The 19,796-nt window shown below is 71.5% G+C and carries 19 protein-coding genes and 1 pseudogene; 6 read left to right on the top strand and 14 right to left on the bottom strand.

Annotated features, from left to right (window positions below; translation table 11 throughout):
- Positions 1-113: 113 nt before the first annotated feature.
- From BO39_RS13580 to BO39_RS13615, 8 genes are all read right to left on the bottom strand, one after another.
- Positions 114-1,067, bottom strand: a complete 954-nt coding sequence (locus tag BO39_RS13580; protein WP_169742759.1) for a tripartite tricarboxylate transporter substrate binding protein — start codon at positions 1,065-1,067, stop codon at positions 114-116.
- A 54-nt stretch (positions 1,068-1,121) separates the two neighbouring features.
- Entirely contained in the window at positions 1,122-2,078 is a 957-nt protein-coding gene (locus BO39_RS13585) for a tripartite tricarboxylate transporter substrate binding protein (protein ID WP_052402060.1), read from the bottom strand.
- A gap of 24 nt (positions 2,079-2,102) precedes the next feature.
- Positions 2,103-3,086 carry a VOC family protein gene (locus BO39_RS13590; protein WP_043834096.1) on the bottom strand — a complete coding sequence of 328 codons (984 nt, stop codon included), beginning with the start codon at positions 3,084-3,086 and terminating at the stop codon, positions 2,103-2,105.
- Positions 3,083-3,937 (bottom strand): fumarylacetoacetate hydrolase family protein, encoded by an 855-nt coding sequence (locus BO39_RS13595; protein WP_043834098.1) that lies wholly within the window; start codon positions 3,935-3,937, stop codon positions 3,083-3,085. Before BO39_RS13595 ends, BO39_RS13590 begins: the two co-directional genes overlap by 4 nt.
- 16 nt (positions 3,938-3,953) lie before the next feature.
- Positions 3,954-5,444: a bifunctional 3-(3-hydroxy-phenyl)propionate/3-hydroxycinnamic acid hydroxylase MhpA gene (gene mhpA, locus BO39_RS13600; protein WP_043834100.1), complete on the bottom strand. Its 1,491-nt coding sequence runs from the start codon at positions 5,442-5,444 to the stop codon at positions 3,954-3,956.
- The gene (locus BO39_RS13605) at positions 5,441-6,061 is read right to left on the bottom strand and encodes a nuclear transport factor 2 family protein (RefSeq protein WP_043834102.1); all 621 of its coding nucleotides are present in this window, start codon (positions 6,059-6,061) and stop codon (positions 5,441-5,443) included. The genes mhpA and BO39_RS13605 overlap by 4 nt, the downstream gene beginning before the upstream one ends.
- An 11-nt stretch (positions 6,062-6,072) precedes the next feature.
- Positions 6,073-7,059 (bottom strand): Bug family tripartite tricarboxylate transporter substrate binding protein, encoded by a 987-nt coding sequence (locus BO39_RS13610; protein ID WP_043834104.1) that lies wholly within the window; start codon positions 7,057-7,059, stop codon positions 6,073-6,075.
- Between the two features lie 100 nt (positions 7,060-7,159).
- Entirely contained in the window at positions 7,160-7,933 is a 774-nt protein-coding gene (locus BO39_RS13615) for a helix-turn-helix domain-containing protein (protein WP_043834106.1), read from the bottom strand.
- A gap of 93 nt (positions 7,934-8,026) precedes the next feature.
- Here BO39_RS13615 and BO39_RS13620 point away from each other — a divergent pair, with 93 nt between their 5' ends.
- The gene (locus BO39_RS13620; RefSeq protein ID WP_043834108.1) at positions 8,027-8,989 is read left to right on the top strand and encodes a hydroxymethylglutaryl-CoA lyase; all 963 of its coding nucleotides are present in this window, start codon (positions 8,027-8,029) and stop codon (positions 8,987-8,989) included.
- On the top strand, positions 8,986-10,188 hold the full coding sequence (locus BO39_RS13625) for a CaiB/BaiF CoA transferase family protein (RefSeq protein WP_043834110.1): 1,203 nt from the start codon (positions 8,986-8,988) through the stop codon (positions 10,186-10,188). The genes BO39_RS13620 and BO39_RS13625 overlap by 4 nt, the downstream gene beginning before the upstream one ends.
- On the opposite strand, the gene BO39_RS13630 is transcribed toward BO39_RS13625, so the two are convergent.
- Complete coding sequence (locus tag BO39_RS13630) at positions 10,185-10,385, bottom strand: hypothetical protein (RefSeq protein WP_043834112.1); 201 nt, start codon at positions 10,383-10,385, stop codon at positions 10,185-10,187. The genes BO39_RS13625 and BO39_RS13630 overlap by 4 nt on opposite strands.
- A gap of 345 nt (positions 10,386-10,730) precedes the next feature.
- Here BO39_RS13630 and BO39_RS13635 point away from each other — a divergent pair, with 345 nt between their 5' ends.
- Complete coding sequence (locus BO39_RS13635) at positions 10,731-11,522, top strand: DUF2189 domain-containing protein (RefSeq protein ID WP_043834114.1); 792 nt, start codon at positions 10,731-10,733, stop codon at positions 11,520-11,522.
- Positions 11,523-11,639: 117 nt separating this feature from the next.
- On the opposite strand, the pseudogene BO39_RS33960 reads toward BO39_RS13635, so the two are convergent.
- A pseudogene (locus tag BO39_RS33960) lies at positions 11,640-11,972 on the bottom strand (TspO/MBR family protein); the annotation flags it as partial.
- Between the two features lie 270 nt (positions 11,973-12,242).
- Here BO39_RS33960 and BO39_RS13645 point away from each other — a divergent pair.
- Positions 12,243-12,665, top strand: a complete 423-nt coding sequence (locus tag BO39_RS13645; protein WP_052402062.1) for a c-type cytochrome — start codon at positions 12,243-12,245, stop codon at positions 12,663-12,665.
- Positions 12,666-13,254: 589 nt separating this feature from the next.
- On the top strand, positions 13,255-13,596 hold the full coding sequence (locus tag BO39_RS13650) for a hypothetical protein (RefSeq protein WP_052402063.1): 342 nt from the start codon (positions 13,255-13,257) through the stop codon (positions 13,594-13,596).
- A 66-nt stretch (positions 13,597-13,662) separates the two neighbouring features.
- On the opposite strand, the gene BO39_RS13655 is transcribed toward BO39_RS13650, so the two are convergent.
- Positions 13,663-15,303 (bottom strand): putative bifunctional diguanylate cyclase/phosphodiesterase, encoded by a 1,641-nt coding sequence (locus BO39_RS13655; RefSeq protein WP_052402064.1) that lies wholly within the window; start codon positions 15,301-15,303, stop codon positions 13,663-13,665.
- Between the two features lie 229 nt (positions 15,304-15,532).
- On the bottom strand, positions 15,533-16,102 hold the full coding sequence (locus BO39_RS13660) for a heme NO-binding domain-containing protein (RefSeq protein ID WP_052402065.1): 570 nt from the start codon (positions 16,100-16,102) through the stop codon (positions 15,533-15,535).
- Positions 16,103-16,336: 234 nt separating this feature from the next.
- On the opposite strand from BO39_RS13660, the gene BO39_RS13665 reads away from it, so the two are divergent.
- Complete coding sequence (locus tag BO39_RS13665) at positions 16,337-17,230, top strand: intradiol ring-cleavage dioxygenase (RefSeq protein ID WP_043834116.1); 894 nt, start codon at positions 16,337-16,339, stop codon at positions 17,228-17,230.
- Positions 17,231-17,236: 6 nt separating this feature from the next.
- Here the strand turns inward: BO39_RS13665 and BO39_RS13670 are convergent, their stop codons facing one another.
- Positions 17,237-17,497: a hypothetical protein gene (locus tag BO39_RS13670; RefSeq protein ID WP_043834118.1), complete on the bottom strand. Its 261-nt coding sequence runs from the start codon at positions 17,495-17,497 to the stop codon at positions 17,237-17,239.
- Positions 17,498-17,499: 2 nt separating this feature from the next.
- Positions 17,500-19,785, bottom strand: a complete 2,286-nt coding sequence (locus BO39_RS13675; protein WP_043834120.1) for a xanthine dehydrogenase family protein molybdopterin-binding subunit — start codon at positions 19,783-19,785, stop codon at positions 17,500-17,502.
- Positions 19,786-19,796 lie beyond the last annotated feature (11 nt).

Below are 19,796 nucleotides of genomic sequence, written 5' to 3' on the forward strand. Positions count from 1 at the left end.
GGTCTGGCGCGCACCGACGGCAGCCAGACTGCCGAGCCACCCTGTTCAAGGCATTGCCGTGGGCCGCCCGCCTCCGTGGGCAGCCGGCATGGTCACAAGTCTGCGCGGCCAGCCTACCGTACCAGGTTCATCTCCCGCAGGAAGGAGGCGGCGTTGCGGTATTCGGCGGACAGGCGCTCGCCGAAGGCTGCGGCGTTCAGGGGCGGCGCGATCTGGCCGGTGTTGGCAGCCATGGCGCGGTAGCCCTCGCTCCGCACGGCGTCGAGGCAGGCGGCCTCCAGCCGCTGCACCAGCGCGGGGGGCGTACCCTTCGGGGCCATGATGCCGCCGAAACCGCGCCAGTCCACCTGATAGCCAAGCTCCTTCAGCGTGGGCACCTCGGGCAGGCTGGGCTGCTGCTCATCCGCCACCACCGCGAGCGGGCGGATGTCCGTCCCGCGGATGGTCGCATAGGTCGGCATCGAGAAGGCGAGCGCGCCGGACTGGGTGTCGAGGATCATCTGGGGTGAGCTGCGGTAGGGCACATGCGTCATCCGCGCCCCCGCGAGCTTCGACAGTTCCAGCGCGACGAGGTTGCCGACCGTGCCGGGGCCCGCATCGCCCCAGGAGATCCTCTCGGGCCGCGCGCGGCCGTCCGCCAGCAGCTCGGCGACGGAGCGATAGGGAGAGTTCGCGGGGACGCCCAGGACAAAGATGTTCTCGAAAGTCTGGCACACCGGCTGGAGCGCGCCCCAGGCGTAAGGGAGGTTTGGCACGAGGAAGGGCAGCGTGGTGAGCATGCCGGACGGGCCGAAGTAGAGGGTCGCGCCGTCCGGGCGGGCCGAGGCGGCCGCGGCGGCGCCGACCGCCCCTCCCCCGCCATCCCGGTTCAGCACCACCACGCTCGCGCCGCCGCCGAGCGCGGCGCGCATCGCCTCCGCGAAGGGCCGCGCCATGATGTCCACCACGCTGCCGGCGGAGAAGGGCACGATCAGCGTGATGTTGCGCGGCACTCCCTCCTGGGCCAGTACGGGCCCGGCACCGGTGAGGGCCAGCGCGGCCGCGGCCAATACCCGACGTGCGATCATCCCGTTTTCCTTCCGTCCTGCCTTCATTCTTCACGCCCCCGCTTCACGTGCGGGTTAGGGGCTTAGGTCGATGCCCTTCAGCAGCTCCGCCTTCTCCGCGACATCGCGCGCAAGGCGCTCGGCAAAGGCGGAGGCGTCGCTGTGGTAGGCGGCCGGCTGCAGGGCGCGTCGCGCGGCGGCGCGGTACAGCTCCTCCGGCGCGACGGCGGCGCAGGCGGCCTCCAGCACGGCCACGCGCTCGGGCGGCGTGCCGGCGGGGGCCATCAATCCCCCGAAGGAGGTGGGCGCCACGTCGTAGCCCCCCTCCATCGCGGTGGGCACGTCGGGGAAGGCAGGGTTGCGCGCCGTGTCGAACACCGCGAGCAACCGCATGTCGCTGCGGCCCGAGGCGGAGCCGAGCACGATGGCGGCGAAGTCGATGCGGCCCGCCAGCGCGTCCGTCATCACCGCGCCGTCGCCGCGATAGGGCACGTGCGTCATCTCGATGCCCGCGGCGCGCGCCCATTGCAGGATGGCGAGGTGCGGGATGGAGGCGATGCCAAGCGAACCGTAGGTCACGGCGCCCGGCGCGGCCTTCGCGGCCGCCACGAGGTCGGCCAGGCTGCGGAGCGGTGAGTCCGCACGCACGGCGATGGCCTGCGCGTTGGCGAACATCTGACAGACGGGGCGGAGTGCGTCCGGACGCAACCCCGAATTCGGCTGCGTCACCGGCAGGACGGAGAGCACCAGCGCCGGCACGAAGGCGAGGGTATAGCCATCGGGCGCCGCGCGGGCGACCGAGAGGGTGCCGACCGCGCCCGCCGCGCCGTCGCGGTTCACGACCACGACGGGTTGGCCCAGGCGCTGCGACAGGCCGGCCGCAAGGGCTCGGGCCATCAGGTCGGTCGCCCCGCCGGCGGCATAGGGGTTGATCACCTGGATCGGCCGCGCAGGGTAGTTCTCCTGCGCCTCCGCCGCGCGCACCGTCGGCAGCGCGAGCAGCGCTCCGGCCAGGCTCCGCCTGTTGATCATCGTTTCCTCCCTCGAGCGGCGCTCTTACTCGGCGCGGATCACCGCATCGGCCCAGGCGCATCCGGTGGCGAAGGGCGCGGGGCGTGGGTTGGGCACGCGCACGCCGCGGGCGGCGGCGTCCATGGCGATGGCGCGCATCCTCGCGCGGTCTTCCTCGGGCAGGTTGAAGCGCTCGTGGCCCCAGAGGGTGGGTCCGTCGAAGGTCTCATGCGGCTGCCAGGTGGCGGGGTCGATGATCTGGCCGCCCCAGCCGTACTCGACGAAGAAATCCGACGGCGTGCGGGCGTAGAAGGAGGTGACGTGGTCGTTCGTGTGGCGGCCGAGGCCGTAGGCGAGCCGACCTTCCGCGGTGCGGGCGATGTCGTGGCCCTGGCCGACGTCGTCGAGCGCACCGAGCTCCACCATGAAGTGGTGCAGGCCGGTCTGGCCGGAACCGACCATGGCGAAGGAGTGGTGCCGGCCGTTCACGTGGAAGAAGTAGAGCGGGTAGGGCTTGCGGGACCAGTCGCTGACGCCGAAGCCGAGCAGGTCGCGGTAGAAGGGCATGAGCGCGTCGGCGTCGGCCACGTGCAGCACGGCGTGGCCCATGCCGAGCGGTCCCGTGAGGAAGCCGGAGATGGGGCGGCCGGGGGTGAAAGCCATGTCCGCGCGCAGGCCGCCGTGGAAGACCTCCAGCGGCGTGCCCTGAGGGTCCTGGAAGAGGATGAGGTCGGCCACCTGGCGTTCGCCGGCCAGGGCGCGGCTGCCGCGGGACACCTTCGTGCCCGTGGCCTCCAGCCGCGCCGCCAGCGCGTCGAGCGCGGCGGCGTCGGCCACTTCCCAGCCGATGGTAGCCGGTGCCGCCTCTTTCGAGACGAGCAGGCGCTGGGCGCGGTCATCCATGCGGAAGGCCCGCATGCCGGCGCCGCGGTCGACGCGCTGCATTCCCAGCAGGCCGGTCGCGAAACCCTCCCACTCCGACAACTTGTCGGAGCCGATGACCATGTAGCCCAGCGCCCGGATCGTCATGACACGGCTTCTTCCACCACGGGGTTGCGGAGCACGCCGATGCCCGAGATCTCGACCTCGGCGACGTCGCCGGGCTTCATCCAGAGGGGGGGCGTGCGCTTCATGCCGACGCCGCCCGGGGTGCCCGTGACGATGACGTCGCCGGGCAGCAGGGGCAGGATCGTCGAGAGGTAGACGATGATCTGCGGGATCGGGGTGATCAGCAGGTCGGTCGTCGTGTGCTGGACCACCTGGCCGTTGAGGCGGGTTTCCAGCGTGAGCTTGGAGGGGTCGGGGATCTCGTCCGAGGTGACGAGCCAGGGGCCGAAGCCGCCGGTGCCGGCGAAGGTCTTGCCGGCCGTGAACTGCGTCGTGTGGCGCTGCCAGTCGCGGATGCTGCCCTCGTTGTAGCAGGAGTAGCCGGCGATGTGCTTCAGCGCGTCCTCCGCCTTGATGTGGCGGCCGCCCTTGCCGATCACGACGGCCAGCTCGCCCTCGTAGTCGAAGTCGGTGGAGACGCGCGGGCGGATCAGCGGCTGGCCGTGGCCGACCTGGCTGGCGGGAAAGCGGGCGAAGAAGGCGGGGTTGGCGGTCTGTGCACGGCCAGTCTCGGCAACGTGGTCGAGGTAGTTGAGGCCGATGCAGATGATCTTGTCGGGGTCGGGGATGACCGGGAGGAGCTTCAGGCTGTCGAAGGGCAGCTTCGGCGCGCCCTTGGCTGCGGCCTCGACCTCCCCGATCAGGTCGGCGGCGATGAGGGTGCGCAGGCCGGAAGCGCGGCCGGCGAAGGCGGCGGTGAGGTCGGCCACCTCGTCTCCCTGCACCACGCCGAAGCCGGGCTTACCCGCATTTTCAAACGAAACAAGCTTCATCAGTCGGTCCTTTTGGTCAGAGCGCCTCGGCGAGCGCCCGCATGTCGTCGGTGTTGCGCGCCGCGCCCAGCACATGCCGGTCGGGGCGGAGCAGGACGGCCTGGGCATCCAGCCCGTCCAGCATCGCCGTGACTCCCGGGCTTGCCTCGGCCACCAGCACGGCTCCCCCCGCCGAGAGGCGGTCGAGGAGTTCGTGCGGGAGGCCTGCGGCGAAGCCCGGGCGCATCACGGCGGCGAAGCGTAGCCCGACATGGTCGTCGAGCCATAATTGGTTGGCGAGGCGGGGCTGGGGAGGCAGGACGCCGGCGTCCCGCGCCCAGCCGGCGGCGAGGCCGGGGCCGAGGGCGGGGCGGATGGGAACCAGCCGGTCCGCGGTGCCGCCGGACAGGGCCTCGGGGGTGAGAACGGATTCCATGGCCTTGGCGTTGATGAGGCCGCCGAGGCGGACGGCCTCGCGGATATAGCCCCTCGCATGCGGGGCGCGCTCGGTGCCGTAGGTGTCGAGGAGAGAGTCGGACGCCTCTCCACGGAGGACGCGGGCGAGCTTCCAGGCGAGGTTGGCGGCATCCCGGATGCCTGCGCACATCCCCTGGCCGAGGAAGGGCGGCGTCTGGTGCGCGGCGTCGCCGGCGATCAGCAGGCGGCCCCTCCGCCAGCGGCGCGCGACGGTGCTGTGGAAGGTGTAGATGGCGGAGCGCTCGATGGTCGCATCCTCGGGCGTGATCCAGCGGGCGAGGAACTGCCAGGCGGCCTCGGGGCGCGAGAGGGCGGCGAGGTCGTCCTCGTCGCGCAGCGCGATCTCCCAGCGGCGGCGGTTGCCGGTGCCGCGCACGTAGGTCGCGGGGCGCCTGGGATCGCAGTGCTGGACGGAGTGGTCGCCGAGGTCGGGGCGCGGGCGGGTCAGGATGGCATCCACGACGAGCCAGCGCTCGTGGAAGCCGAGATCCTCCATCGCCTCGCCGATCCAGCGGCGAACGAGGGAGCGGGCGCCGTCGCAGCCGACGACGTAGCGGGCGCGGGCCTCGCCGGGCTGGCCGTTGGAGAGGTCCTCGAAGCGGAGGCGGACCGAGTCCTCGCCGGGCTCGAGGGCGAAGACCTCGGCACGGTTGCGGAGCTCGACGGAGGGGAAGCGGGCGGCGCCCTCCCGCAGCACCTTCTCCAGGTCGGGCTGGTGGAAGCGGTAGGAGATGTTCCAGCCGTGCGGGCCGACCGAGGAGGGGCGGGACCAGTCGAGGAGGAGGCGGCCGCTCGCGTCCACGAAATGCATGCCGGGCGAGACATGGGTGTGCGGCAGGATGGCCTCGGCGAGGCCCATCGACTGGAAGATGCGCATTACCTCGTCGTCGAAATGGACGGCGCGGGGCAGGTGGTAGGCGGCGGCCTCTCGCTCGAGCACGAGGGTGGTCAGGCCCATGGCGCCGAGCAGGTTGGCGAGGGCGGCGCCGACGGGGCCGTAGCCGATGATGGCGACGTCGTGGACGGGCGTTTCCGGCGGGGGCGCGGTCATGCGGCGGTCTCCAGCCAGGCCATGGCCTCGGCGCGCAACGCAGCCTCGGCGGGGCTGCCGCGGCCGGGGAGGTCGTGAGGGACGGTGCGGCCGGCCTTGCGCAGGCGCCAGGCGATGAAGCGGTGGCCGGGGGCGTCGTCCGCCAGTTCCTCGGCGCGGATGGAAAGCTGCGCGCCGGGGATGGCCGGGGCCATGCTGTCGTGGTCGTAGAGGGCGACGCGGTCGAGCACGCGCCAGATGCCGTCCTCGCGGCGCTGGATGCGATCGAGGAAGCGTATGATGGTCTCGCCGACGACCTCCACGCCCTCCACCGTGCCGCGCATGAACAGGAGGACGTCGGTCTCGGCAACGGCGTGGGGGCCGTTCAGGGCGATGCGGGTGCCGGCCATGGCGTGCTTGGAGAAGGAGACGCTCGGGCGGGCGCGGCAGGTCTCGACGAAGCCGGCATAGGGGCCGTTGAACCAGGAGACGGCGATGTGGCCCTCCGGGTGGAAAAGATCGGCCAGGGTGTCCCAGTCGCCGCTGTCCCGGGCGAAGCCCCAGGCCTGGATGAGCCGGCGGATGGCGGCGAGATCGACCTCCTCCACCGCGGAGAGGGGTTTGCCGGGGTGGGGCATGGGGCGAGGCCTCATTCGATGGGGACTTCCAGCTCCCGCACGAGGCGGCCGAGGGTGTTGCGCTCGGCCGCCAGGAGCGAGGCCAGGGCGGCCGGGCCGTCGGCGGAGACGATGGCGCCGAGTTCGTTCAGGAGGCGGGCGCGTAGCTCGGGGGCGGCCAGCACGGCGGTAGCATCGGATGCGACGCGCTCGATCACGCCCGGCGGGGTGGCGGAGGGCGCGAGGAGGGCGAACCAGCCGCCCCGGGCGAAGCCGGGGACGGTTTCGGCCACGGTAGGAATGACCTCAAGGCCGGGCATACGATCCGCCGCAGTGATCGCCAGCGGCACCAGCGTGCCGCTGCGGACCTGGGGGGCCAGGAGCGGCGTGCCGTCGATCACGAGGTCCGTGCGGCCGGCGATGATATCTGCCACCGCGGCGGGGCTGCCGTTGTAGGGGATGTTGGCGAGGGTGATGCCGAGGCCCCGCGCGATCTCCTCCCCGGCGAAGCGGGGCAGGCTCGTCGCGCCGCTGGTGGCAAGGGTGAGGGCGCGTCCGGGCTGGCGGCCGCGGGCCGCGAGGTCGGCGAGGGAGCGCAGGCCGAGGCCGGCATGGGCCGCGAGGATGAAGGGGGTGTTCATCACGAGGGTGATGGGCGCGAGGTCGCGCGCGGGGTCGAAGGGCATGGCACGCATCAGGTGCTGGTTCAGCACGAGCGGCGAGGCCTGGGAGAAGAGGAGGACGTGGCCGTCGGCCTCTGCCCGGGCCGCGGCCTGGGCACCGATGTTGCCCGCCGCGCCGGGGCGGTTGTCCACCACCACGGGCTGGCGCCAGCGGGCCGCCAGGCGGTCGGCAAGGAGGCGCATGGCGGTGTCCGGTGCGCTGCCGGCGGAGGCAGCGACGATCACCCGGACGGGGCGCGAGGGGAAAGTGCCGGCCTGGGCCCGCGCAGACCGCGGCCGGGTGGCCGCGCCGAGGGCCACGGCCGTGGCGAGCAAGGTCCGTCGTCCCACCGGCATCCGTTGTTTCCTCCCCCGCGGCTCTGCGGCCATGGGGAAGGCTATAGGGGCGGTTAGGCCCCCACCGCGAGGACGATGACGGATCTGTCCACCTGGTGAACTAGCCCTCTCCGGCCGCAAGGCGAGCTTCGATGAGTGCGGCGGTTTCCTGCAGAGGTTCCAGGCATTGGCGGATGCCTTCCTCCTGCCGGACGACGCGGGCCATCCAGATGACGTTGATGCAGCCGAGGACCCGGCCGTTGAGGCGGATGGGCAGGCCGATGGAGCCGGTATGGGGCCAGGGGCGGCCGCCCTGGCGCAGGCCGTAGCCGCGGCGGCGCGTGGCGGCGAGGAGGCGGGCGACGCGGGCGGGGTCGCGCGCAGGGGCGTCGGCGGGATCGTTGGAGGCGGCGAGGAGGGCGAGGAGGGCGTCCCGCTCGGGCTCCGGCGCGAAGGCGAGGTAGGCATGGCCCACGGTGCTGGCGAGCATGGGCAGGCGGCGGCCGACCATGCCGTGGTCGATCGATAGGGGCGCGATGCGGTGGGTGGTATCGCGGATGACCATGCGCGTGCCCTCGAGCGTCGCGACGTCGCTCGGCCAGAGGATGCGGGCGGTGAGCGCGGCGAGGGCGGGTTTGGCGACGCCGGAGATCCAGTGCTCGTCCTCGAAGCCCTCGGCCAGCTCGCGCACGCGCAGGCGGGGGATGAAGCGGTCCTCGGTGGTGCCGCGGGCGACGTAGCCATCGTCGAGGAGGGTTTGCATGATGCGGTAGACCGTGGCGCGGGAGAGGCCCGTTTCGCGCGCGAGAGTCACGACGGTCGCCGTGCCGTGCCGGTTGAGGGCCGAGAGGACCGCGAGGCCGCGGGAGAGGGCGCGGATGGGCTTCGGCTGCATTGCTGGCTCCTCCTCCACCGGGCTTCCCGGACCCGCCGCAGGGGTGCACAAGCCTGCGGCCCCTCCCCTTCATTCGCAATGGGAACCCCTGACGTGACCGACCTTCCGAGCCGCGTTTCCATCAACGAGGAGGGCCCGCGCGAGGGCTTCCAGATCGAGAAGGGGCCGATCGCGACGGCCGACAAGGTCGCGCTGATCGAGGCGCTGGCGGCGACGGGGCTGCGGCACATCCAGGTGGCCTCCTTCGTCAGCCCGAAGCTCGTGCCGGGCTGGGCGGATGCGGAGGCGGTGGTGGGCGGCTTCGCGCCGCGAGAGGGCGTGGACTACACGGCGCTGTGGTTCAACGCGGCGGGGCTGGAGCGGGCGCTGGCCTTCCGCGACCGTCTGAGCGTGACGGGCTCGATCTCGCTCTCGGCCTCCGAGGCGTTTTCCCGGCGCAACCTCAACCGCGACCGGCAGGGCAATATCGAGGCGATGCGCAAGCAGACGGCGGCGCATCTGGCGGCCGGCGTGCCGGTACGGCGGCTGGGGATCATGGCAGCCTTCGGCTGCAATTTCTCGGGCGAGGTGACGCCGGCGCAGGTCTTCACGGCGATCGAGGACGGGCTCTTGATCGCGCGGGAGGCGGGCGTGACGCTGGAGCGGCTCTCGCTGGCGGATACGATGGGCTGGGCGAATCCGGTGCAGGTGGAGCGGCTGGTGGGCGAGGTGCGGTCGCGCTGGCCGGAACTGGCGCTGACGCTGCACCTCCACGACACGCGCGGCATGGCGGTGGCCAATGCGCTGGCCGCGTTGCGAATGGGGGTGGCGAGTTTCGACGCGACGGTGGGCGGGCTCGGCGGCTGCCCCTTCGCGGCGCATCCGGGCGCGCCCGGCAACATCGCGAGCGAGGAGCTCGCAATGCTCTGCGAGGAGATGGGGATCGAGACAGGCATCGAGCTCGACGCGCTGATCGAGGCGGGGCACCTGGCGGAGAGGATCGTGGGGCACCCGTTGCCGAGCGCGCTGCTGCGCGGGGGCAGCCTGCGGGCGCTGCGCGCGAAGGTGGCGGCATGAGCGTGCGGCCGCTGGAGGGGCTGCGGGTCCTCGAATTCTCTCACACCATCATGGGGCCCTGCGCGGGGCTCATCCTCGCCGATCTCGGCGCGGAGGTGGTGAAGGTGGAGCCGGCGCCGGACGGGGACCACACGCGGCGGCTGCCCGGTTTCGCGGCGGGGTTCTTCGCGACCTTCAACCGCAACAAGCGCTCGCTGGCCATCGATCTCAAGCAGGCGGAGGGGCGGGCGGCGGTGCACCGGCTGGTGGCCTCGGCGGACCTCGTGCTGGAGAATTACGGGCCGGGGACGATGGAGCGGCTGGGCTGCGGTTGGGGGGATCTCTCGGCGCTGAATCCGCGGCTGGTCTACCTCGCGCTAAAGGGGTTCCTCGCGGGCCCCTACGAGAACCGGCCGGCGCTGGACGAGGTCGTGCAGTTCCAGTCGGGGCTTGCCTACATGACGGGGCCGCCAGGGCAACCGCTGCGGGCGGGCGCCTCGGTCGTTGACATCATGGGCGCGGTCTTCGGCGTGACGGCGGCGCTGGCGGCGCTGCGGGAGCGGGACGTGACGGGCAAGGGGCAGCGCGTGGGCAGCGCGCTGTTCGAGTCCGCGGCCTTCCTCGTGGGCTCGCACATGGCCGGCGCAGTGGTAACGGGGAAGCCCGTGCCGCCGATGCCCGCGCGGCAGGGTGCCTGGGGGATCTACGAGCCTTTCACGGCGTCCGATGGCGGGCAGGTCTTCGTGGGGGTGACGAGCGACGCACAATGGGTACGCTTCTGCGCGGCCTTCGGGCTGGAGGAGCTGGCAGCCGATGAGCGGTTGCAGCGCAACGCGGACCGGGTGGCGGCGCGGCCCTGGCTGATCCCGCGGCTGCGCGAGGAGCTGGGGCGGCTGACGCGGGACGAGGTGGTGGCGCGCTGCGAGGAGGCGGCGATCTCATGGGCGCCGGTGGGGAAGCCTGCGGATCTTTTCACCGACCCGCACCTGCTATCTGGCGGCGGGTTGCTGGCGACGGCCATGTCCACACTCGGCGGTGGGACGACGGAGGCACTGCTGCCCGCGCTGCCGGTGGAGATGGGCGAGGATCGCGCGCGCGCGGGGCTGCGCCGGCAGCCGCCGCGGCTGGGCGAGCATAATGCGGAGGTGCTCGGCGAGGCCGGGATCTCCGCGGAGGAGATCGCGGCGCTCGCGCAGCACGGAGTTCTCTGCGGCGGCTAGCCGCCGGCGATGCCCTCGATGACGATGCCGCTGCCGCCGCAGTTGGGGCACTCGGCGCCGCTCAGCTTGCCGCTACCCTGGCACTGCGGGCAGACGTTCTCGCCGGTGCCGGGGGTGCCGGGCGGGGCGTCATCGCCCGGGTTCAGCGCGCCTGTTTGCGGCGCGCCCGATGCCTTGCCTTCATTCGCGTCGGACATGCGGCCTCCAGTTCCATTGGGTTTCTGCCGTTGACAACGCCCTGGCGGAGCGGCGCGTTTCGCGGGGTGACCGCGATGCGCTGTTTCCGGCGCGCCGCGTACCTGCCCCGGCAAAGCGCCCAGAGTTCGCGCAGGCCGAAGATCAGCCCCTCGTTCTCCATGGTCTTCCTATCTTTGCAGTGCAGCAAAGGAGGGTTGCAACACGCTTGCGTGACAAGGCTACGCAAGTCCGCATCCGCGATCCAGCTGCGCTAGCGTCAGGTTCCGATGACGGCTCGCCAAGGGCCTATGTCGGATCGTCGCGAGAAGGCCGCCGGAGACGCGGCCGGAGGAGATGGCTCGACCATGGTCCAGGTCTCGACACCGACCACCCACCTCCATGCCCACACCGAGCCAACGGTGCGGCGGATCGGCACGGAGGATGTCTGGAGCTCGCTCTCCCAGGGATGGCGAGATTTCCTCGAGGTTCCCACGCAGCTGTTCTTCCTCGCCATCATCTATCCCGTGGTCGGGCTGGCGCTGGGCTTCACGGCGGCGGGGGAAAACCTGCTCTCGCTTATCTGGCCGCTGACCGCGGGTTTCGCGCTGCTCGGGCCGATCGCGGCGCTTGGCATCTACGAGATGAGCCGACGGCGCGAGCGCGGATCGACCGTGCACTGGACGGACGCGCTCGCGGTGTTTCGCTCGGCCGGCATAGGCTCGATCATTGGCGTGGGCCTCGTGCTGCTGGTGCTGTTCCTGGCCTGGCTGGCGGCGGCACAATGGATCTTCCAGACGACGATCGGGCCGGACCAGCCGGCCTCCTTCGGTGAGCTCTGGCAGCGGGTCTTCCATACGCCGGAGGGCACGCGACTGATGCTCGTCGGCAACCTCACGGGCTTCGCCTTCGCTGTTGTCGCGCTCTCCGTTAGCGTGGTGTCCATTCCGCTGCTGCTGGAGCGCGACGTTGGGACGGTGGGCGCGATACGGACTTCCGTGCGGGCGGTGGTCGCCAATCCCGTGCCGATGGCGCTCTGGGGACTGGTGGTGGCAGCACTTCTGCTGCTGGGCTCTATCCCGCTCTTCGTCGGGCTCGCGGTGGTGATGCCGGTGCTGGGGCACGCGACGTGGCATCTTTACCGGAAGGTGGTGGTTTAAGGCCCCTCGGGAAGGGCGCTGCTCTCTCCGGACCTCACCCGTCGGGAGCCGGAAGCGCCCGGCCTCCCGTCGGGCTCTCGCGGGTTCGGCGATCGAGCGCCGCCCGCAGGTGAAGACGAAGCCGAGGATTGAGAGCCATAGCGGCACGACCTCCACGAGGGCGAGGTCGGGGCGACGCATGCGGAAGAAGAGGACGCTCCAGGCGATGTTCAGGCCGCCATTGGCCGTGAACTCCAGAACGAGTTTGCGGCGCGCGGCGGGTTACGGCGTCGCGCGCCAGGCACGCATGCCGGCGATGGTCGTCAGAGTGAAAATCGCCGTCCAGGCCGGAGCGAAGACCCAGTCTGGCGGCTGCCAGGAGGGTTTGCGGAGGGCGAGGTACCAGGGGCCGATCCTGGTGGCGAGCGCGCCCGCGAGGCCGACGCCAATCGCTCCCGCGGCCGCAACCATGGCCGGGTGCTATCCCTTAGGATAGCGTCCGGCGCGTCGTGCCGGAGCCATCGAGTCGCCTTGCTGCATCATCCCGCTTCTCCGTCCGGTTCCGGCATGTCTCTGAGCTTTGAAACCATCAAGTTTTCAGGCCCGCCCCGGGTTGCGGGATCGGAGGGCTGGCCACCTTTGCTCACCAGCGCGCGTTGCCCCGCCTCCGGGAACCGATGGGCATGTGGCCGCGCCGATCTCTCCTCCCGCATCTTGTCCAAAGAGAAAGGATCGTCACGCATGTTTCGTCCCACCATGATGGCTGCGCCGTTGCTGATCGGCCTTCTTGCCCTTCCGGGTGGCGCTGCCCGGGCGCAGGATGTGGCCGCGGGCCAGCGCGTCTTCGGGCAGTGCCGTGCCTGCCACATGGTCGATGCCTCCGACCGTAACGGGGTGGGGCCGAACCTCTACGGCGTGGTTGGCCGCCGGGCCGCGTCGCGCGAGAGCTACACTCGCTACTCCGCCAACCTGAAGCAGCTCGGTTCCGAGGGGTATGTCTGGACGGAGGAAAATCTCCGGGCGTATCTCGCAAACCCGAAGGCGGTCGCGCCGCAGGGCAGCATGGCCTATGCGGGGCTGAGGAACGAGCAGCAGCTCACGGATGTCATCGCCTACATGAAGTCCGTGACGGCGGCCGCGCCCGCCGCTGCGCCGCCGAGCTGATCGATACACCTGCCGCGGCGACAACCTGCTGTTTCTCGCAACCTGGCCCCTTCAGCCCGCGAGCACGGGCTGAACGGGCGGCTTCGTGAAGGCGGCGACGGGGCAGAACAGGCCCTCCGCCGCTGACCTCGCATCGCTGCCGCTGAACTCTTTCACGCCATTCCTGCCGGACGAGGAGCCCTCCGGACGCGAGGGCGCACGCCGCTCCCGGTGGGCAACAGCAGCTCGGCGAAGCGCGCGGGGTGGAACCGCGGGCTGATGATCCGCTCGGACCCGCTCGGCGCCGGCTGCGTGAATGCCCTGCGAGCCAGCAGTCCTCCTGGGAGGAGAGCACGCCGCGGTGGATGACGGCCGGGGGCGGCATCGGCCTGCCGCGGGACTATCCCGAGCCGAACCAGGTGACGCAGGGACCGGGGGAGGTGCGGATGCCCCGATGCTCTCCGGCCCAGACCGGTGATCGAACCATCCCCGCCCAAGGCAACAATGTTACCCTAGCGGAACGTAATGTTAAGCATCATGATCCATCATCGTGTCTCTGGCGCCGATGGCCCTGCCTTGCGCGTCAGCATCACCGATAAGGAAACCTAGGATGCTTCGACGCTTCGTCCTCGCCGCCGCCCTGCTGGCGGTCGCTTCCGGGCCCACGCTGGCCCAGGGCTGCGACACGCGCTTCACGCTGCGCAACAACTCCGGCGCCACGGTCAACGAGTTCTATTTCGGCCCCTCCTCCCGCTCCGACTGGGGCCGCGACCGGCTGGGCGAGAACGTGGTGTCGAGCGGGCGCGCCGTGAACTACACGCCGGGCGGCCGCGGCGGGAACTACGATTTCAAGGTCGTCTGGGCGAATGGCGAGTCCGCCGAGCTGATGCGGGTGAACATCTGCGAGACTTCGGAGATCGTGGCGACGCGCAGCGGCATCGAGGCGCGCTGAGTCGAGGGTTTCGGCTGGCCGGGGGAGTCCGCGAGGACCCTCCCGGCCAATCTCGTTTATGGCCGCTCAGGCGCCGGGCGTAACCAATCCTGCCGGCAGCGGCTCCGGCCGGCCGAAGAACCAACCCTGGGCCTCCGCGCAACGCTCCGCCCGCAGGGCCGCGAGTTGCTCCGGCGTTTCCACCCCTTCGGCCACCACAGGCACGCCAAGGCCCCGGGCAAGGCCGAGGACGGCGCGGACGATGGTCGTATCCTGCGCCGAGCCGCCGCCCAGGCCGGCGACGAAGCGCCGGTCCACCTTGATCTTGTCGAAGGGAAAGGCCTGGAGCGTGGCGAGGGAGGAGTAGCCGGTACCGAAATCATCCAGCGCGATCCGCACGCCGAGAGCCCGGACCCGGCGCAGCGCGTCCAGCGCGGCCTCGGCCTCGCGGATCAGTACCCCTTCGGTGACCTCGAGTTCCAGTCGGGCGGGCGGCATGCCGGTGCGCGCCAGCACGCGCTCGACCATGGAAGCGAAGCTCGCGCCCCGCTGCACCTGGACGGGCGAGACGTTGACGGCGACGAAGAGCGGCGAGGACCAGCGGGCGGCAGAGGCACAGGCCTGTTCCAGTGCCCATTCGCCAAGCGGGCCGATGCTGCCATTCGCCTCCGCCAGCCCGATGAAGCGGTCCGGCGGCACCATGCCGCGCTCCGGGTGGCGCCACCGCATGAGCGCCTCAAAGCCAAGCACGCCACCGGTCGCGACATCGACGAGGGGCTGGTAGGCAAGCGACATCTCGCCGCGGCTGACCGCCTGGGCGAGATCGGCCTCAAGCGCCCGGCTCTCCCGTGCCTCTCGCTCCATGATGGGGTGGTAGAGGACCACGCTGTTGCCGCCCGCATCCTGCGCCCGTTGCAGGGCGGTGCCGGCGGCGGCAAGCAGCGTGTCCGCGCCGGCCGCATCGATGTCGGAGAGCGCCACGCCGATCGAGGCACTGAGGCTGGCCGCCTCGGCGCCGGCGCCCCCAAAAGGCTTTGCCATGGCCTCCTGGAGGCGGGCGGCGAGCTGCTCGGCCCCGGAGGGCTGGTCGGCGGCCATCTGGACGATGGCGAACTCGTCCCCACCCAGCCGCGCGATGATGTCGCTGCGGCGCACCAGCCTACGCATGCGCCGCGCGAACTCGACGAGGATCGCGTCCGCCACTGCATGGCCGTGGAGGTCGTTGACGAGCTTGAACCCGTCGATGTCGATGCAGAGCACGGCGAGCGGGGCGGAGGGACCACGTCGGCGCCCCCCGTGGGCCAACGCCTTTCCCAGCCCCTCGCGCAGCACCGCGCGGTTGGCGAGGCCGGTCAGCCCGTCGTGCTCGGCGAGGTAGCGGATGCGCTCCTCGGCGGCGTGGCGCTCAGTCACGTCCTGGCAGACGGCGTGCAGCGCGCGCACTCCTCCATCCTCGTTCTGCGGTCGCAACTCCGTCCAGATACGCCGCTCCCGGCCGTCCGGGCTCATCGCGCGCCACTCGCAGGCCGCGGTCAGGCCCGCCAGGGCACGGCGATGGGCGGCCATGACCTTCGGCCGGTCGAAGGGATGGACAAGGGCGAGGTATTCCGCCTCCCCGGCCGGCCGCATGGCGGAGTCGGTGCCGAGGACGCGGTGCAGCTCGGGCGACCAGGTCCAGCTCCGGACCCCAGCGGTGAGGTCGGCGCGCCAGGCGCCCAGCCGGGCCATCTCATGCGCGGCGGCGAGTTCCGCCGGCTGCTCTCCGCCTGTTCCAGCGCGCGGCGGGCTACGTGGAGCACGCCGTTGCCGAGCATGGCCAGCTTCTGGGCGGAGAGGTCGCGGCTGCTGACGTCGAGGCGCACGTCGAGGTCGCCCGCGGCCACCTGGCAGAGCTGCTCGCAGATCGCCTCCACCGCGGCGCGGAGAGGGACCTCCGCCGCGTCGTCGCCGGCGGAGGTCATGCGGCGACCTGCGCCTTCAGATCCTGCACCTCGATGGCCATGATGCACTCCGTCTCCCCCGGGCCGCCCGCCTCGAAGCGGACGCTGGTGGGCTGGCCCAGCTCCTCCCCAAGGCGGCGGGCGACGGCCGCGTAGAGGCCGGCGAGGCGGTTCGCGGAGCGGTAGAAGACGCGGAGGCCGCCCTCCATCGGCTCGACGCGGAACTTGCGCGCGACACTGTCCCGCTGCCCGGCAGCCAGGCCGGCGGCAAGGGTGTTGTGGACTTCCGGCTGGTGCAGCAGGAAGGCGCGCACGCAGGGGCGATGGGCGAAGAAGGCGGGGAACATCTCGCGCGAGCGTCGTAGGAAGAAGGGGGCGAAAGCCTCGAAGGCCTCGTCCTCGGACATGCCGAAATGAAGGCAGGCGGCGTCGAGCAGCCGGCGACATGCGGCATCGGCATAGCCGGCGTTGATGCGGAAGCTTTCCTCGGCGTCGAAGCCGGCGGCGAGGAGGACCTCCCTACGGGCGCCGGGCCCGCCTACCTCCTCGATAAAGGCGCTCAGCACATAGGGTACCCAGCCGATCATCGGCGCGAACTCCGGCGTAGCGGGGGGGTGCCGGTTGCAGCCGGCAGCCCCCCTCGTGCGATCGAGCTTACGGCCATTCGCCTACCGGGCGGTTAAGCGCTTCGGTTTGATCATGTAACATTCCCGCACCGGCTTCTCATGCTCCAGGGCTTCCCGGCAGGGTTTCGCGGGGCAAGGATGACGGTTCCGCGCGGGGCGGCCAGGGTTCTCCGCACGATGGAGGGAGGACGAGCCATGATCCTGCAACGCCAGGAGGACGTGACGCCCGCGGTGCTCGAGGTGATGGAGCGCACGCATGATCCGCGCATACGGGAGATCATGGTTTCCCTCATCCGCCATCTCCACAGCTTCGTGCGTGACGTGCGGTTGACGGAGGCGGAGTTCCGGGCGGCGAACGCCATCCTGAACGAGATCGGGCAGCTGACGACGGAAACGCACAACGAGATGGTGCTCATGTGCGGCTCGCTTGGCGTGTCCTCGCTCGTCTGCCTGCTGAACAACGGGGACAACGGGAACACCGAGACCTCGCAGTCACTGCTCGGGCCGTTCTGGCGATTGAACTCGCCGCGGGTGGAGAATGGCGGCACGCTGCTGCGATCCCCGACGCCGGGGGAGCCGCTGTTCATGACCGGCTTCGTGCAGGATACCGAGGGGCGGCCGATCGCGGGGGCGGAGGTGGATGTTTGGCACTCCTCCCCCGTCGGACTCTACGAGAACCAGGATCCGGACCAGGCGGACATGAACCTCCGCGGCAAGTTCACGACGGATGCGGAGGGGCGGTTCTGGTTCCGGTCGATCAAGCCCGCAGGTTATCCGATCCCTACGAACGGCGTGGTCGGGCGGCTGCTGGCGATTCAGGACCGGCATCCCTTCCGGCCCGCGCATGTGCATGCGCTGGTCTTCAAAGAGGGGTTCAAGACGCTGACCTCGCAGGTCTATGTCGATGACGACCCCTATCTCGAGACAGACGTGCAGTTCGGTGTCACCCGGGCGCTGATCGGGGATTACGTGCGCCACGAGGAGCCGCACCCGACGGCGGCGGATGTGGCGGGGCCCTGGTACTCGCTCGACTACACCTTCACGATGGAGCCGGGCGAGGCGGTGCTGCCGCGGCCGCCGATCAAGTAGGCGGCGTCAGCGGGACTGGTCGGGGGTGGGGCGCTGGGCGGTGCCCATGCCCGGCCCCGGCGCGCGCTCCCCGCCTGAGGTCGCGGGGGAAGCCGCCGGAGTCGCGACGGGCGTGCGCGTGGCGGCGGGTCCCTGCCCCATCGTCCGGGTCTCGCGGCCGGGGGTGATGATGCTGGTGGGCGGGCCGCCCTCCGCCAGCCGGGCCGGGGTCTGGGCCCCAGCCGCCGTGGCGAGGAGAAGCGGCGCCAAGCCGAGGAGAGTCCGCATCGTCATGCTCCCGCCAGCGCGGCCTTCACGCGCTCGGCCGTGAAGGGGCCCCGGCGCAGGCGCGCGCCGGTGGCGTCGAATACCGCGTTGGCGATGGCGGCGCCGGCGGTGCGCACGGCGGGCTCCCCTGCCCCGGTCGGGCGGATGTCGGGGCGGTTGATGAGGACCACCTCCACCACCTCCGGCGCCTCGGTGATGTCGAGGATGGGGTAGGTGTTCCAGTCCACGCTCGTCACGTTGTTGCGGTCGAAGGTGACCTCCTCGTGCAGGGCGCGACTGGTGCCGTAGATGACGGCGTTCTCGACGCAGCGGCGCAGCCCGTCGGGGTTGATGATCAACCCGCAGTCCTGGCCGACGACCATGCGCTTGATGCGGATGGCGCCGGTCCCGCGGTTAACCTCCACTTCCGCGACGAGGCCGACGACGGTGCCGTCGCGCCGGGCGAGGGAGACGCCGCGGCCGCGGGCGATTTCGCCGGTCGTGTTGCGAGGTCCGGCGGGGCGGGGCTGCCAGCCGGCCTTCTCCGTGATGGCGCGGAGGATGGCGATGTCGCGCTCCTCGCGCAGGTGGCGCAGGCGGAACTCGACGGGATCGGCGCCTGTCGCGGCGGCCAGTTCGTCCACGAAGCTCTCGGCCGCGAAAATCAGCTCCGGGCCGAGTGGGTCGCGCAGGTGGGAGGTGCGGAGGGGCGAGGCCCGGTCCAGCAGCGGGGGGATGGTCTCCCAGGCCATGGTGCGCGCGGGGAAGGCGTAGGGCTCTGTCGGCACGAAGTCGCCGGGGAAGAGGTAGGTGTCCTGCGGGTTCAGGCCGCCGCCCATGGACTGGCTGGCGAGGCTGTCGCGCGGGTCGGCCTCGCTGGTCGCGATGTTGGTGCGGGAGAAGGCTTTCGAGCTGAACTCGATCCCCGTTACGCGGCCCTGCTCGTCGAGGCCGGCGCGGACGCGCTGGACGGAGGCGGGGCTCTTCGTGTCCCAGCCATGGCCCTCGTGGCGCATGTACTGGACGCGCACGGGCTTGCCCAATTCGCGGGAGAGGAAGACGGCGTCGAAGGGCGTGTCGCCGGCGTCGTTGCGGCCGTAGGAGCCGGGGCCGGTGACCCAGACCGTGTGGACGGTCTCCGGCGGCACGCCGAGGAACTTCGCGACGCCGTCCCGCACGGCATGGGGCTTCTGCGAGCCGGTCCAGACGCGCACGCCCTCGGGGCGCACATCGGCCAGGGCGCAGCCGGGCCCCATGCTGCTGTGGGAGTGGAAGGGCCACTCGTACTCGGCGGAGATGACGCGGGCGGCGCCGGCAATGGCGGCCGCGGCGTCACCCTGCTGCATGGGGACGCCGCGCTTGGTCACGGGGGCGTTGCGGATGTGGTCGTAGATGGCCGCCTGTTCCGGGAAGGGCGGCGGTGTGGCCGACCAATCGACCTTCAGCACCTCGGCGGCGCGGATCGCGTCCCACTCGCGCGGCGCGGCGACGGCGAGGAAGCCGTCCTTCCAGACCACGCGGGCATTGGGGATGGCGGACACCGAGGATTCGTCCACAGCGGTCGGCTTCGCGCCGGCGACGGGCGGGCGGATCATGCGGGCGTGCAGCATGCCGGGCAGGCGGATATCGGTGACGTAATCGTGGCGCGCGAAAGCCTTGTCGGCGATATCGCGGCGCGGGGCGGCGGTGCCGACCACCTTGTAGTCGGCGATGGGCTTGGTCCGCGCGCGGCCCTCCACGTTGAGGTCGTTGCCGTAGCGGCCGTTCCACTTCACCTCGGCGTCCAGGCGGCGGTCGCCGATCAGCTCGCCATAGGTCACGCGGCGATCGGGCTGGGCGGCAACCGAGATGGTGCCGTCGCTGACGCGCAGGGCGTCGGGCGGGACGCCAAGGCGGGCGGCGGCCATCTCCAGCAGTAGCAGCCGCGCCTCGGCGGCGGCGTTGCGGAGGGGGACCGCGCCCTGTGAGACGCCGGAGGCGTTGCTGGCGCCGCCCTGGTTCACGGTCCGCGCGGTATCGCCCATGACGACCTTCACGCGGTCAGCGGGGAGGTCGAGTTCCTCGGCGACGATCTGGGCGACGGCAACGTCGAGGCCCTGGCCGCCGTCGATCTTGCCAAAGAAGGCGGTGGCGGTGCCGTCGGCGTGGACCGCGATGTAGGAGGCGAGTTGGCCGGGCGGCGGCAGGGGAGAAATGGGCGCCGCCTGCGCGGCCGTGCCCTGCGCGAGCGCGTCGGGGCCCCGAACGGCGACGACGAGCGCGCCCATGGCGGCGCTGAGGGCGGTGCGGCGGGAGAGCTGGATGGTCATGGCGCGGCTCC

Source organism: Roseomonas aerilata DSM 19363 (genome assembly GCF_000711725.1).
Taxonomy (GTDB): domain Bacteria; phylum Pseudomonadota; class Alphaproteobacteria; order Acetobacterales; family Acetobacteraceae; genus Roseomonas; species Roseomonas aerilata.